Below are 15,381 nucleotides of genomic sequence, written 5' to 3' on the forward strand. Positions count from 1 at the left end.
GACGCACGCGCTCTCCCTGATTCGGAGCGGACTTGCATCCCTCTCCGAATGAAGCCGTAAAACACGATTTTCTGTTTCACTTCGTTTCAGATGCCCGGAGTTGGCAGTGCTGCATCTCCGAATGGCTGCTGTTTTATCCGCAAATGGTTGCATGATGTTTCACAGAGTTCGGAGGGGATCTGTCATCTCCTCCGAATTCAGCGCGCAATCGGCGGAAACGAAATCGGGTCAATTCCACGCCCGCTGCCAACCGACCGTTGTCTTGCCATAATGCTCTTGGCACTCTGTTTTCCGCATCGGGTGTGCGGGGGACATTATGCCGGTTTCGAAGCGGGTGGCGCTGTCGGTCGCGATTGTGGCGACGGTGGCGGTGGGGGCTTATGCGGGCTGGAAGGCCCTGCGCGGGGACGGGGGGCAGACGGCGACAACCGTTGCCGACACCGTAGCCCCGCCCAGCACCAAGCCGGTGACGGCCACCAGTGTGGCCCCGGTGGCCGATGACCGCATCTTCCGCTTCACCCGCGTAACGACGGAGGCGGGCGGCGCCGTGGCGGAGGCCTGTCTGGTGTTCAGCAAGCCGCTGGATGAGACGGGCGGCGTCAATTACGCCGACTATGTCGACCTTCCGGCAGAGGTGAAGGCCGGGTTCCGGGTGGCGCGGGAGAAGCTGTGCCTGTCGGGTCTGGGATTCGGCCGGGAATATGATGTGGGTCTGCGGCCGGGCCTGCCCGCCGCCGCCAATGGCGGCACCCTGGCCGAGGCGCAGAACGTCACCCTGGCGCTGAACGACCGGCCGCCGGCCGTGGCGCTGGGACAAGGTTTCATTCTCCCGCGCGAGACGGGGGACGGGCTGCCCATCACGACGGTCAATGTCGAGCGGCTGTCCATCAAGCTGTACCGCGTCGGCGACCGCATGCTGGCCCGCATGCGCCAGGATTTCGTGGATGAGCGCAGCATCTATCCCTATAGCGCGCGCGACGTGCAGGAGGATGAGGGGCGGCTGGTCTGGCAGGGGGAGATCCCCGTGCAGGGACCGCGCAACAGCGCCGTCACCACCCTTTTCCCCCTGACCGAGGCCGTGGGCAAGACCGAACCCGGCGCCTATCTTCTGGTCGCGTCCAACCCGGACGCGCCGCGCCAGGGCGATGAAGGCGACTATTATTATTCCGATGATTACCGGCCACAGGCTGGCCAGTGGGTTGTGCAGTCGGACCTGGGTGTCACCAGTTTCCGGGGCGATGATGGACTGACCCTGTCCATCCGGTCGCTGGCCAGCGCCAAGCCCTTGTCGGGTGTGCGCCTGTCCCTGGTCGCCCGCAATAACGAGGTGCTGGGCGAGGTGAAAAGCGACGGCAAGGGCATGGCGCGATTCGATGCCGGCCTGCTGCGCGGCGAGGGCGGCATGGCGCCGGTCATGATCATGGCCTATGGCGCCGGCGGGGATTTCAATTTCCTGGATCTGCGCCGGCCCGGCTTTGATCTGTCCGACCGGGGCGTGGACGGGCGCCGTCCCGCCGGTGCGGCGGACGCCTTCCTTTACACCGAACGCGGCATCTATCGCCCTGGGGAGAGTGTGGAACTGACCACCCTGCTGCGTAACCAGGAAGCCATGGCCCTGCCCGGCCGCCGGCTGACCATCAAGGTGAACCGGCCCGACGGGAAGGAGCATCAGCGCTTCGAAGTGCCCGACCAGGGCGGGGCGGCGGGACACCTGTCCATCACCCTGCCGGTCAGCGCCAACCGGGGCCAGTGGGAAGCCGCCGCCCATGCCGATCCGGAAGGCCCCGCCATCGGATCGGTACGCTTCCAGGTGCAGGATTTTGTGCCGCAACGCCTGGAAGTCGCCATCGACAAGAAGCCGGCGCGGCTGTCGCCCGGCGAGGCGCTGTCGCTGGATGTGAATGCAAGGTTCCTGTATGGCGCGCCGGGTGCCGCGTTGGCCGGCGAGGCCAAACTGACCCTGGAACCCGATCCGGCCCCCTTCCCCCGGCATAAGGGTTTCCGTTGGGGTGTTGCGGCCGAGGCGTTCGATGTGGAGCCGGTGGACCTGACCATCGAAGAAACCGATCCCGAGGGAAAGACCCGGGTGACGGGAACGGTACCGGCCGAGGTGCCGGGCACGCAGCCGCTGCGCGCCGATATCTATGTCGCCATCCGGGAACCGGGGGGCCGGGCCACGGCGGAACATGTCTATGTCCCGGTGCCGGTGACGCCCCTGTCCATCGGCATCCGGCCGCAATTCGAAGATGCGGTGCCGGAAGGGGCGAAGGCCGGGTTCGAGGTGATGGCCGTGGATGCCGATGGCAACCCGGTCGCGGCCAAGGGCCTGTCCTGGCGGATGATCAAGGATACCTCCACCTGGCAATGGTTCCGCAGCGGCGGCGCCTGGAAATACCAGCGCGTGCCGCGGGAGAAGGTGGTGGCCAGCGGGACGCTGGATGTGACGGCCGACAAGCCGTCGGTCCTGTCGCAGGCGGTGACCTGGGGCGGATACCGGCTGGTGGTAACCGACGCGGCCAGCAAGGCGGAAACCGCTGTGGCCTTTTCCAGCGGCTGGTATGGCGAAAGCGGGCCAGACCGGCCCGACCGGTTGAAGCTGGCCGCCGACAGGGCCGGGTATGCGCCCGGCGACACGGCCCGCCTGCGCATCGACAGTGAGGCGGCGGGCGAGGCGCTGCTGGTCATCGCTAACGAGACGGTGCATGAGACCCGCACCATCGCCGTGCCCGCCGGTGGTACCGATGTGGAGGTGAAGGTGGGGGCCGACTGGGGTCCCGGCGCCTATGCGTTGGTCACCCTCTACCGGCCGCTGACCCCGCAACTGGGCCATGCGCCAGTGCGCGCCGTGGGCGTGGCCTGGCTGGGCCTGGATGCCGGTCGCCGCACCCTGGACGTGGCCATCGCGGCCCCGCCGAAGGTGCTGCCGCGCCAGACGATCCAGGTGCCGGTTTCGGTGGCCGGCGCCGGCAAACAGGCGCACCTGACCCTGGCCGCCGTGGATCAGGGCATCCTGCAACTGACCCGCTTCGCCACGCCGAAGCCGCAGGATTATTTCCTGGCCAAACGGCAGTTGGGCGTGTCGATGCGGGACGATTACGGCCGCCTGATCCGGGCGCAGGCGCAGGGCGACGATCAGGGCGGCGACGGGTTCGGCGGGCGCGGGCTGGACGTGGTTCCGACCCGCACCGTGGCCCTGTTCTCCGGCATCGTGGCGCTGGACGCGACCGGCAAGGCGACCATTCCCCTGACCATCCCCGATTTCCAGGGCGAATTGCGCCTGATGGCGGTCGCCTGGGATACGGACAAGCTGGGGTCGGCGGAAACGCGCCTGACGGTGCGGGACCCGGTGGTGGCGGAACTGATCCTGCCGCGCTTCCTGTCGCCATCTGACCAGGGAAGAGCAACGGTCCTGCTGCACAATGTCGAAGGGGCGGCGGGCGCCTATCGCCTGACCGTATCGGCCCGGGGTCCGGTGGCAGGCGGACAGGTGGAGCGCACGATCGATCTGGCGGCGGGTGAACGGCAGGTCTTCACCGTGCCCCTGGACGGGACGGCGGCGGGCATCGGGACCGTCAGCCTCAGCGTCTCTGGTCCCGGCGGGTTCAAGGTGGATCGAGCCTGGCCCATCCAGGTGCGCCCGCCGCAATTGCCCGTGACGCGGGAGATGGTGGCCACCCTGGCGCCGGGTGAAAATCTGGTGCTGCCGGCCGATCTTCTGGACGGGCTGGTGCCGGGGACGGAGAGCGTGGCCCTGTCGGTGTCGCGCTGGCAGGGGCTGGACGTGCCGGGCATGCTGCGCTGGTTGGACCGTTACCCGTTCGGCTGTCTGGAACAGACGGTCAGCCGGGCCATGCCGCTGCTCTGGTTCAACGATCTGGCGCTGATGGCCGGCACCCGCCAGGACCAGGCCATCGCCGACCGGGTGCAGGACAGCGTGGACCGCGTCCTGTCCATGCAGGACCCGGAAGGCGGGTTCCGCATGTGGGGTCAGCATGGGGACGCGGCCGATCCCTGGATGTCGGTCTTTGCCATGGATTTCCTGGAACTGGCGTCCGATCAGGGCTTTGTCGTGCCGGCCGATGCGCTGCTGCTGGGCCGGCAATGGCTGGGCAGTGCCGCCACAAGGTCCTATCCGCCGGCGGTCCGGGCCTATGCGTCCTGGGTCCTGGCCCGCAAGGGCAAGGCCAATGCCGGCGACCTGCGTTATTTCCATGACAGCAACATGCCCGACCAAGCCCTGGCGGCTGCCCATCTGGGTGCGGCGCTGGACGCCGTGGGCGAACGGGCGCGGGCTGGCCAGTCCTTTACGGCGGCGCAGGCACAACTGAAGGATTGGGCCGCCAAGGAGGCAGAGGAAGAGCGGGCGCGGGAGACGGCGCGCCGCACGGGCAAGCCGGCCAATGTGCCCGTCCGCACGGACACTTACGGCAGCCGCCTGCGCGACACCTATGCCGTGGCCAGCCTGATGGCGGCCGGGGGCCGGGGGGCCGGCATTCCCGCCCTGCTGGACAGTGTGCAGATGCTGGACAGCCGCGCGGAGGACACCAACACCCAGGAAAAGGCCTGGATGCTGCGCACCGCCGCCGGTCTGGCACCCAAGGGGGCCAAGCTGTCGGTCGCCATCGATGGTGCGCCGCTGGGCAATGGCGATCCGGTGTCGGTGCCGGTGGCCCCCGACCGGTTGCGCGCCGGGGTGACGCTGGCCAACCAGGGGGAAACCGGGCTGTACCGGACCCTGTCGGTGGAAGGCGTGCCGGTGGAGCCGGTGCCGGCGACGGAAACCGGCATCACCCTGCGCAAGAGCCTGTACAGCACCGATGGCCAGCCCGTGGACCCTGCCAAGGTGAAGCAGAATGACCGTATCATCGTGGTGGTGGAGGGCAACGCCATTGAGGCCGCGATCCGGGGCGATTATGCCATCCTGGACCTGCTGCCGGCGGGTCTGGAGGTGGAGGGCGTGATCCGGCCGGAACAGGCGGGATATGGCTGGCTGGGCCGGTTGACCGACCCCAATATCGCCGAAGGGCGCGACGACCGGTTCGTGGCCGCCGTGCCGCTTCCTGTCTATCGCGAGGATGACAAGGGGGCCATCGGTGTGTCTGGCTTTGCTCTGGACCGACGCTGGGGCTTCCGTGTCGCGTATGCGGTGCGGGCCGTGACGCCGGGCGCCTTCGCCCTGCCCGCCGCCGTGGCCGAACATATGTATGTGCCCAAGGTGAAGGCGCGGACAGCCATGGGCCGGCTGGAGATCGCTGAGTGAACAGGCGCCGCGCCGCCATTGCCGGGGCCGTGGCGGCGCTGGCAACGGGGCTGGCCATTGCCGATCTGTCGCTGCCGCCCGATATGGCGCGATGGGACGGGCGGTCGGCAGAGGTGCTGGACAGTGACGGCAAACTGTTGCGCGCCTTTCCCACAGCGGAGGGGGCGTGGCGGCTGGCCACCGATCAAGGTCAGGTCGACCCGCTGTACCGCGCCATGCTGCTGACCATGGAGGATCGGCGGCATGACTGGCATCCCGGTGTCGACCCGCTGTCCATCCTGCGCGCGGGCATGCAGGCCGCCTATCATGGAAGGGTAATTTCCGGGGCCTCCACCTTGTCGATGCAGGCCGCGCGCCTGCTGTCGCCACGGCCCCGCACCTTCGGGGCCAAACTGACCGAGGCGGCGCGGGCGCTGCAGATTCGCCGCCGGCTGGGCGCCGACGGGGTGCTGTCGCTTTACATGAGCCTGGCGCCCTTCGGCGGGCCGCTGGAAGGGGTGCGGGCAGCGTCGCTGGCATGGTTCGGCAAGGAACCGGGGCAGTTAACCCCGGCGCAGGCGGCGCTGTTGGTGGCGTTGCCGCAATCGCCGGAACGGCTGCGCCCCGACCGGTTTCCCGATGCCGCACGGGCGGCGCGGGCCAAGGTGCTGGACCGGGCGGTGGCCGCCGGGCTGATCGCTGTGGATGTGGCGGCGGCGGCACGGGACGAACCCTTGCCCACCGCCATGCTGCCCCTGCCCGCCCTGGCCCCTCATCTGGCTGAAAGGCTGGCGGGGGGCGAAGGGCCGGGGGCCGTGATCCGCACGGGCGTGCGCGCCGACCTGCAGCGTGCCCTGGAAGGGGTGGGCCGTGCCGAACTGGCGCGGATGGAGCCGGGGGGCGATCTGGCCGTCCTGGTCCTGGCCAATGCCGACCGGCGCATCCTGGCCCATCTGGGCAGCGGCGACTGGCGGGCACGGCAACTGGACCTGTCGCGGGCCGTGCGATCGCCGGGATCGGCCCTGAAACCCTTCATCTATGCGCTGGCCTTCGATGATCTGTCGCTGCATCCCGGCACCCTGATCGATGATGCGCCGCAGCGGTTCGGCGACTGGCTGCCGCGCAATTTCGATGATGGATTCCATGGCGTGGTGACGGCACGGGAGGCGTTGCAGCGGTCGTTGAACATCCCGGCCGTGCGGGTGCTGGAACGGGTGGGACCGGCGCGGATGACGGCGCTTCTCACCATTTCGGGGGCGGAACTGTCCTTACCCCCGGCGGCGGAACCGGGATTGCCCCTGGCGCTGGGCGGGGTCGGCATCCGGTTGACCGATCTGGCCATGCTGTATGCCGCGCTGGGTGATGACGGGGTGACGAAGCCGTTACGCACCCGGATCGACCGGCCGGAGGCGGAGGCCGGGGGCCGGCTGGTGGGGGCGGCGGCGGCGCGGGCCGTGCTGGGCGTGCTGCGCGATAGTCCGCTTCCTGACGGGCTGGCCGGTGGTCAGGGCATTGCCGGGCGGCGGCGGGTGGCGTTCAAGACCGGCACCTCCTTCGGGTTCCGCGATGCCTGGACCGTCGGCGTGTCGGGCGACTATACCGTCGCCGTCTGGGTCGGGCGGGCCGATGGCGCGCCACGGCCTGGGGCGGCGGGGCGGCTGGCGGCGGCCCCCCTGATGTTCCGGGTGTTCGACCTGTTGCCGCCCGATCAGCCGCGCCCCCCGGCACCGGAACCGGACCATGCCCTGCTGCGCGCCACCCCGCCGCCGGGGCTGGCCCGGCTGGACGGGGGTGGGCCCGTGGCGCAGCGGACCGAACGGCTGCGCATCCTGTTCCCGCCCGACGGGGCGGAGGTGGAGGCGCTGGCGGATGGCGTCTCTCTCTCGGCGGCGGGGGGAAGGCCGCCCTATCGCTGGGTGGCGGACAATGTCCCCCTGCCCGATGACAGCCGGTTCTGGCGGCCCGCTGGCGCTGGCTTTTCCCGCCTGACGGTGATGGACAGCACGGGCCAGCGGGCCAGTGCCGCCATCCGGGTGCAGGTGCCGACGATGCCGTAATATCAGTACCATAAATTCCGACCCATCGGAATTTATCGGCTTCGGCGGCATATACCAGCGGCTGTCCGCATTCTGTTTGCCCGCCAGGAAAAGCGCCCAGCAAGCGGTTTGATCATCGGAAAACAAATGGACTGTCAAGGGTCGACAGACGCAGCGGACACACAAGCAATGGCCCGTTACGCTGAAAATTATCCGGCAGCGACGTAAAGACGGTCGTTTCTAGACCACCAAATTGGCCCCACCCGGCTTTACTGAAAGGCCCCTATCTTTTCATAAAAATTTTTCGTATAAGAAAAACACAACAGGGAGAGCTGGGATGACCGTATCATCACCGCCCATTCCGGGTTTCACGCGGGAGGCCGATGCCCGCGCCTGGTATGCCATCGTGATCTTCGCGCTGGCCGCCGTTCTGTCCTATACCGACCGCCTGATCCTCAATCTGCTGGTCGCCCCGATCCGGTCGGAAATGGCGATCACCGACACGCAGGTGAGTTTCCTTCAGGGCGCCGCCTTTGCCATCATCTATGCCTTTGCGGGCCTGCCCATGGGCCGGCATGCCGACCGGCACGGGCGCCGCAATCTGATCCTGGCCGGCATCGGCCTGTGGAGTCTGGCCACCGCGCTCTGCGGTCTGGCCCAGTCCTATGGGCAGTTGTTCGGCGCCCGTATCCTGGTCGGAATCGGGGAGGCAGCCCTGGCCCCCGCCGTGCTGTCCATGGTGCCAGACCTGTTCCCCCCGCACCGGCGTGGCACGGCGGTGGCCATCTTCATCGGCGGCATGGTGATGGGGGCCGGCATGGCGACGCTGGTTGGCGGTATCCTGATCGATGTGTTCAGCCTGGGTGCGCTGTCCGGGCTGGCGCAATCCGCCGGGGTGGCACCCTGGCGGGCTGTGCTGTTGACGCTGGGGCTGGCGGGTGTTGTCCTGGCCCTGCTGGTGGCCACCATCCGGGAGCCGGCGCGGCGCGAAAGCCTGGGCGGAGATGTGAAGCCGGGTCTGGATACGCTGCGCCGCTATCTGGTTGATAATCGCTGGGCATTCGGCCTGCTGCTGGGCGGACTGACCCTGACCCAGATCGTTGATTACGGGGCCAATAGCTGGACACCGTCGCTGCTGATGCGGGTGCATGGCTTCACCGCATCGGAAACGGGAACGGCGCTCGGGTCCATCCTGATCGGTGTGGCGGGGCTGGGCACCATCGTCGGCGGCATGCTGGCCGATTTCCTGGAGTCACGCGGTCATTCCACGGCCAAGCCGCTGGTCGCCGCCAGTGCGGTCAGCTTGGGCGTCCCCTGCCTGCTGTTCGCTGTCATGCCGGGGGTAGGGCTGTCATTGGCCCTGTTCACCGCCTATGCCTTCCTGCTGGCCATCGGGGCCGGCGTGGGTATCGCCGCCATCCTGGATCTGGTGCCGTCGGAACTGCGCGGCATGACGACGGCGGTGCAGGCCTTTGCCTATACCGCCTTCGGGTTGGGCCTGGGACCGACCCTGGTGGCCGTCACCACCGACCATGTCTTTGCCGACCCCATGGCGGTCGGCCTGTCGATCAGTGTGACCGGCGTTCCGCTGCTGGCCCTTTCAGCCCTCGCCATGTGGCGGTCGCTGCCACATTACCGCCGCGTGCGCCAGAGGCTGGCCGACACGACAACATCTTGAATTAAAATAGAAACCATCGAACAGGGATCAGATCCATGACACTACGAAAAAGCCTGCTTATCCCCTTGTTGGCCGCCACCTGGCTGTCTGCCGCACCGGCGGTGATGGCCCAGGACCCGGCCCCTGCCGCAGCCAGCACCACAGCCGCCGCCGCAACGGCCGCCCCCGTTGCCCATCCCCTGACGAAGGAGGATGCGGAACTGATGATCGACGGCTTCCTGCCCTATGCGCTGAAGCGCGGGGACATTGCCGGGGCCGTGGTCACGGTGGTCAAGGACGGGCAGATCCTGCTGGCCAAGGGATACGGCGTCGCCGACCGGGAAACGAACGAGCCGGTGGATCCCGAAAAACACCTGTTCCGGCCCGGCTCCATCTCCAAGCTGTTCACCTGGATCGCGGTGATGCAGCAGGTGGAGGCAGGGCGCATCGATCTTGATGCCGATATCAACCAGTATCTGGATTTCAAGATCCCCAATACCTGGCCCGAGCCGATCACCATGCGCCAGGTGATGACGCATACGGCAGGCTTTGCCGAAACGGTGCGCGACCTGATCGTGCGCGGGCAGGATCATCCGCTGGAGCTTGAGAAGCTGCTGTCGCGCTGGGTGCCCGACCGGGCATACAAGCCCGGCACGGTGCCGGCCTATTCCAACTATGCGACGGCGCTGGCCGGCCTGATCGTGCAGCGGGTCAGCGGGGAAAAGTTCGAGGATTATATCGACAAGCACATCCTGGCCCCCGCCAACATGAAACATTCCAGCATGGCGCAACCCCTGCCCGCCCATCTGGCGCCGCTGATGTCCAAGGGCTACGTCTCCTCCCGCGAGCCGGCGCAGGCCTTCGAAATGGTGAACCACGCGCCGGCAGGTTCCTTGTCGGCCAGCGGGGCCGATATGGGCCGGTTCATGATCGCCCTGCTGAACCAGGGTGAGGGACCGGGTGGCCGCATTCTGAAGCCGGAAAGCCTGGCGCAGATGTGGAAGCCGCAATACCGCCCCCTGCCCGGCCAGGAACTGGCCATGGGCCTGGGCTTCTATGAGCAGAACCGCAATGGTTACCGCATCATGGGCCATGGTGGCGACACGACCCTGTTCCACAGCGACCTGTCCATGTGGCTGGACGAGGGGGTGGGCCTCTACATCTCCTTCAACAGCACGGGCGACGACATGTCGCGCAGCCCCATCCGCAATGAACTGCGCCGCCTGTTCGCCGACAGATATTTCCCCGCCAAGGCGGGCACGGACGCGGTGAAGGCCGAGCCGGTAAAGCGCAAGGTTCCCGTGAGCGGCACCTTCTACATGTCGCGCCGGGTGGAGGGCACGCTGGTCAGCATCATCAACCTGTTCGGCCAGGGCGACCTGATCACCAACAAGGATGGCACCGTCACCTTCACCCAGTTCCGTGATTATGCCGGCATACCGAAGCGCTGGCGCGAAGTGGCGCCCGATCGCTGGCAGGAGGTGGGCACCGACAGCCTGATGCACACCAAGACCGACGAGAATGGCCGCGTCACCGGCATCACCACCGATGATTACCCCGCCATCTTCATCGCCCAGCCCGTGCCAACCGGCATTTCCAAGGGGTGGAACCTGCCGGCCCTGGGCATCGCCATGGCCATCGCCCTGTTCGCCGTGATCTGGTGGCCGGTGGCCGCCCTGGTCCGCCGCCGTTATGGCCGCCCGCACCCGCTGTCGGGGCCGCATCTGCTGGCCGACCGGCTGGTGCGCGGATCGGCGCTGATGATGGTCACCTGCCTGACCGGCTTTGCCCTGGTCATGACGCTGGCTATCGATCCGCTGATGTTCGGGGAGATCGACCTTGTGCTGCGACTGCTGCAACTGGCGGGGCTATTGGGCGTGCTGGGCCTGCTGCCGGCCGGCTGGCGTGCCTGGAAACTGTGGACCGATCCGGCCGCCGGTTGGTGGGCACGCATCCGGGCCAGCCTGATGGTCCTGGTCTTCGCCTATTTCCTCTATCTGGTCGAACGGTTCCACCTGATCGGCTTCGCGCTGGATTACTGAGCTGTTTCAATCCTTTCCGCCCCCGGATGGCCATCGCCGTCCGGGGGTTTCCTTTGCCTTCAAGGAGTTTATGCCGATGTCTGTCGCCCCCGCCCTGTCCCCCGCCATGATTGCAGGGGATCTGATTTTCCTGTCGGGCCAGCTGGCCTTTGGTGACGAAGGCGTCATTGTCGCCCCCGATGACGTGGCCCGTCAGACTGAACAGGTTCTGGCCAATCTGGCCCGCGTACTGACTGGGCATGGTCTGGACCTGTCCGATATCGTGAAGACGACAATCTGGTTGACCGATACGGCCGATTTTCCGGCCTTCAACGCCGCCTATGCGCGGGCATTCGGGGCGCACCGGCCGGCACGGTCCACGGTGCGGTCCGACCTTGTGCTTCCCGGCGCCCGGGTGGAGATCGAAGCCGTGGCCAAGCGGCGGTGAAAGAAAAACCCCGGACGGCGGGCCGTCCGGGGTCAGTTTACATTGCGTGGAGCGACAAAAGACCGTCAGGCATCCAGACCCAACGGATCGGCCACGCGCGGCCAGAAATCCAGCCGGCGTGTGCGATAGGGGATGGTGCTGAATTCCGGGGCGATGGCGCCGGGCGTGGAGACATAGTGGATCGACGCGGCCAAGGGGGCGAAGCCAGCGTAAAAATGCTGGGTGGATTTTACCACGATCAGATCCAGGCCCGACAGATCAATGCCGAGGCCGGTGAAGGCATCGGGCTGGAACACCTGGGTTCGCTGACTGATCAGAACGATGTGCAAACCGCGCGGCCCCTCCAGCCAGACCGACAGGCCCAGCGGCGTCGGTTCCCCCTCCAGTCCGATCTGGGTATGACCGGCCCGGATGTTGCGGACCGTGACAGGCAAATCCACCGGATCGCCAGAGGCCGGGCCGCATTTCCCGCCCAGCCGCAGGTCGAAATGTGACCCGATGCCGGCATTCACACAGATATTGATGGCGCCCAGATCCCAGAAACAGCCGATGGCGGCATTGCCGATACCCCGTTCCAGCAGGCGGTGCAGGATGAAGGTGCTGTCGCCCGGCGCCCCGCCGCCGGGATTATCCGCCACATCGGCCAGCACGGCCGGACGGCCCGGCTGTTTCGCGGCGGCCTGCACCCGATCCAGCGCCACGTCGATGCTGGTGACGTTGGAACGCAGCGCCTCTCGCTGACGATACAACCGCTCACCGAAGGAACGGGCGAGGGATGCGGCCTTGTCGGCATCGCCATCGGCCACCACCCACATGCGCGTGCCGGTCCAGGGCGTGTCGCCCCAGGGGAAACCATGGGCCAGCGACACAGACAGGATGCCGTCCCGCCCCTCCGCCGCCTTCATATCGGCCACGAAGGATTTAACCGGTTCGTCCGTCGTGGGATAAAGCGTGATCATGCGGCAGTCGAAATCCCGCATGACGGGCCGGATGTCCCCCTTTGCCGCCCGCAGGCAGAGGTCGAACAACTCGTCCGCCCGTTCCAGCCCATCCGTATGGGGATATTCCTTCATCGCGATCAGGATATCGGCGCTGTCCAGCATCAACGGCGACAGATGGCAATGCGGGTCCAGCACGGCCCCGATCACCACACCCGGCCCCACCCGTGCCCGAATGGCGGCCAGCAGGTCACCCTCGCAATCATCCTGCTCCACCGCCATCATGGCGCCGTGCAGCAGCAACAGCACCATGTCCAGGCGGCCAGCCTGGGCGATACCATCCAGTATCTCCGCCTTGAACCCTTCCCAGACGGGGGCCAGCGTGCGGCCGGCGGGTTGGGCACAGGCGCACAGGCCCTCCACCGCCTCCACCCCCGCCGCTTTGGCCCGCCGGTGCCACAAGCGCATGAAGGCCGCGCCCTCATTCATCTCCGGCCGGCGGCTGGCATCGCCGCGATAGATGCCATATTCCTCAAAACTGCCCAGACCGGTTGGCATGGGGGCGAAACTGTTGGTTTCGGTGACCAACATGGCCATGTACATGCGCATGGGCTCAATCCCCGTAGCAGCGGTCGGGTGACAGATCGGCGACGGTGACACCGGCATCGGCGATATCGGGCGGCAGCACACCATGGTCCAGCAGGCTGGCCCCCACCCGCGCCAGGGCCGGCGCCATCTGGATGCCGTAACCACCCTGCGCGGCAAACCAGAAGAAGCCGGGATGCAGGGCGGGGGGTCCCACAACGGGGCTGCGGTCAGCCACGAAGCTGCGCAGGCCCGCCCAACTGCGCGAGACGCGGCGCACGGGCAGGTCGGCCGCGTTCTGAACACGGTCGATGCAGACGGCGATGTCCCATTCGTCCGCCTGCGCGTCGCAGGGCGGGGATGGCGTCTCATCCGCCGGTGACGCCAGGATCATGCCGGCGTCGGGCTTGAAATAGAAGCTGCCCGCCGCGTCGATGACGGCCGGCCAGCGATGGATGTCGAAACCGGGCGGCGGGTCCAGCATCATGGCCGTCCGGCGCAGCGGCATCAGCCCCACCGTCGGCACGCCGGCCATCCGCGCCACCTCGTCCGCCCAGGCACCGGCGGCATTGACCAGTTTACGCGCCCGTACCGGCCCGTCGGGAAAGGTCAAGGTCCAGGTGGAACCGTCCCAGGATGCCGCCAGTAAAGGCGCGTCGCTGCGCAGGTCCACCCCGCCCGCCTTGGCGCGGCGTAAAAAGCCCTGATGGATGCCATGGACATCCATATCCATGGCATCGGGTTCCAGCAATGCTTCACGTAACGGACCGGGATGCAGGATGGGCACCATCTCCCGCGCTTCCTGCGGTGTCAGCGGCAAGGCGCGGGTGCCCGTGCGCGCCGCGGATTCACGAACCTCTCGCACGGCGTCGGAACCCACCTCAGCCGCCACATAGAGCACGCCACGCGGCGTAAGCAGCGGGTGTTCGGAAAAACCCGGCGGCGGATCGTTGAAAAAGGCGCGACTGGCTGCCGTCAGGACGCAGACCGTGGCGTTTCCATACAGGACGGAATAGAGCGCCGCCGACCGGCCCGTCGTGTGATAGCCGGGGAAACTTTCACGTTCGGCCAGCAGGACCGGCCGGCCAGGGGCCGCATCCGCCAGCATCGCCGCCAGCGAGGCACCGCCAATACCGGCGCCGATGATCGCGATATCGAATTCCTGCATGTGGAACCTCCCATGGCTGGCATGCTCGGCAATCTTGATGGATATGTCAAATATTTTTCTTATAGTAAATTTATAAGCTACAGCCATAGTGCCGGCTGCGCGCGGCTGCCCGCCAGAACATCAGGCTGCCGTGGCCATGGAGAAGGCACGCAAGGACCCCGATCTCAAAATATTTTCTTATCGGAATACTTCCTATTGACCGCCGGCAGGGAGCCTGTTCCAATTCTATGGACATATTCGAAACGCACCATCACGACCGGCCACCTTTGCAGAAAGGCATGGTAAAGCCGGAACCGGGGAGCGACGGGTGCCATGGTTTTCACCGCTGATACCAGTGCCAATAAATTCCGACCCATCGGAATTTATTGGATTCGGCGGCATGGGCCACCGCCGCGCCCGTCGGCGCGGATACCAGGGGGCGAAAGTTTTGACCCCTGGTACGAATCACATCGCTGTCCCGCGTGCCACGTTCTTTCGCCCGGCATCGCGCTGTCGGCCCTTTCACAGTTACCGGTTGGGCATCGGTCAGCGTCATGGGTGGTGAACGCATTGACCGGTCCAACGCCAGAGGCCGACAGCGCACCCGACTTTGGGGGAACCAAGGCGCTGCTGATCAACAGCACAGTGCAGGTACACGTCTGATCATCCGCAAGTCTGGCGACGATCTGCGGATCAACCGTCCCGCCCTGCTGCCGCCCGCCATCGGCGTCAGCGTCGGTTTCACTTATTGAGGGTAGCCCCCTCCCGTTTGGACTGCTGCGCCTTGCCACAGGGAAAGGGGTTTCATTCTCCCCCGCCCCTGTGGCATTTTTCATTTTCCGAAGCGCTAAAACCAACCCGCAGGAACGGAAAATGCGGGGTGAACCGGGGGTCGTGGCAGATGACGCGGAGAGCACCGATCGGCAAGGCCTTGCGCCGGCTGCGTGTTCAGAATGACTGGACCTTGGCCGATGTGGCCGAACGCACCGGCTTGGCCGTGTCCACCCTGTCCAAGGTCGAGAATGACCGCATGTCGCTGACCTTCGACAAGATCGTCAGCCTGTGTGAGGGGCTGGGGGTGGATATCGGCACCCTTTTCACGGGCGACGCGGCGCCAGTGGCCGAACCGGCGGTGGCGCCGGCGGCACCGGTAGCCATGATGACCAGGCGCAGCATCGACCGCGAGCGCGGGGAGGATGCGCTGGTCCCCACCAAGAATTACCGTCACCGCTATCTGAACACCGACATCACGCATAAGAAGATGATCCCCATCATGGTGGAACATCGCGCCCTGTCTCTAATACAAATCT

The 15,381-nt window shown here is 66.7% G+C and carries 8 protein-coding genes; 6 read left to right on the forward strand and 2 right to left on the reverse strand.

All coding sequences use genetic code 11. The features are described from left to right. Nucleotides 1–316: 316 nt before the first annotated feature. The 5 genes from KBA48_RS21575 to KBA48_RS21595 all read left to right on the forward strand — a co-directional run bounded on the left by KBA48_RS21575 (nucleotide 317) and on the right by KBA48_RS21595 (nucleotide 11,401). Nucleotides 317–5,260 (forward strand): alpha-2-macroglobulin, encoded by a 4,944-nt coding sequence (locus KBA48_RS21575; protein WP_292910248.1) that lies wholly within the window; start codon nucleotides 317–319, stop codon nucleotides 5,258–5,260. Beyond that, entirely contained in the window at nucleotides 5,257–7,296 is a 2,040-nt protein-coding gene (pbpC, locus tag KBA48_RS21580) for a penicillin-binding protein 1C (protein ID WP_292910250.1), read from the forward strand. Before KBA48_RS21575 ends, pbpC begins: the two co-directional genes overlap by 4 nt. Nucleotides 7,297–7,612: 316 nt before the next feature. Beyond that, nucleotides 7,613–8,953: an MFS transporter gene (locus KBA48_RS21585; protein WP_367273861.1), complete on the forward strand. Its 1,341-nt coding sequence runs from the start codon at nucleotides 7,613–7,615 to the stop codon at nucleotides 8,951–8,953. A 35-nt stretch (nucleotides 8,954–8,988) separates the two neighbouring features. Further along, nucleotides 8,989–10,974: a serine hydrolase gene (locus tag KBA48_RS21590; protein ID WP_292910254.1), complete on the forward strand. Its 1,986-nt coding sequence runs from the start codon at nucleotides 8,989–8,991 to the stop codon at nucleotides 10,972–10,974. Between the two features lie 76 nt (nucleotides 10,975–11,050). Next, entirely contained in the window at nucleotides 11,051–11,401 is a 351-nt protein-coding gene (locus KBA48_RS21595) for a RidA family protein (RefSeq protein ID WP_292910256.1), read from the forward strand. A 65-nt stretch (nucleotides 11,402–11,466) separates the two neighbouring features. On the opposite strand, the gene KBA48_RS21600 is transcribed toward KBA48_RS21595, so the two are convergent. Next, nucleotides 11,467–12,948, reverse strand: coding sequence for a M81 family metallopeptidase (locus KBA48_RS21600; protein ID WP_292910258.1), 1,482 nt, complete (start codon nucleotides 12,946–12,948; stop codon nucleotides 11,467–11,469). Nucleotides 12,949–12,952: 4 nt separating this feature from the next. Then, on the reverse strand, nucleotides 12,953–14,092 hold the full coding sequence (locus KBA48_RS21605; protein WP_292910260.1) for an FAD-binding oxidoreductase: 1,140 nt from the start codon (nucleotides 14,090–14,092) through the stop codon (nucleotides 12,953–12,955). 880 nt (nucleotides 14,093–14,972) lie between these two features. Here KBA48_RS21605 and KBA48_RS21610 point away from each other — a divergent pair. Beyond that, nucleotides 14,973–15,381: helix-turn-helix transcriptional regulator (locus tag KBA48_RS21610; RefSeq protein ID WP_292910262.1), on the forward strand; the 409-nt coding region annotated here is incomplete at its 3' end.

It is taken from the genome of Niveispirillum sp. (assembly GCF_017996735.1).
Classification (GTDB): Bacteria; Pseudomonadota; Alphaproteobacteria; order Azospirillales; family Azospirillaceae; genus Niveispirillum.

Excerpts from the sequence above, each read along its gene's own strand:
- KBA48_RS21575 (WP_292910248.1), top strand. The coding sequence starts at position 317 with ATGCCGGTTTCGAAGCGGGTGGCGCTGTCGGTCGCGATTGTGGCGACG.
- KBA48_RS21585 (WP_367273861.1), top strand. The coding sequence starts at position 7,613 with ATGACCGTATCATCACCGCCCATTCCGGGTTTCACGCGGGAGGCCGAT.
- KBA48_RS21590 (WP_292910254.1), top strand. The coding sequence starts at position 8,989 with ATGACACTACGAAAAAGCCTGCTTATCCCCTTGTTGGCCGCCACCTGG.
- KBA48_RS21595 (WP_292910256.1), top strand. The coding sequence starts at position 11,051 with ATGTCTGTCGCCCCCGCCCTGTCCCCCGCCATGATTGCAGGGGATCTG.
- KBA48_RS21600 (WP_292910258.1), bottom strand. The coding sequence starts at position 12,948 with ATGCGCATGTACATGGCCATGTTGGTCACCGAAACCAACAGTTTCGCC.
- KBA48_RS21605 (WP_292910260.1), bottom strand. The coding sequence starts at position 14,092 with ATGCAGGAATTCGATATCGCGATCATCGGCGCCGGTATTGGCGGTGCC.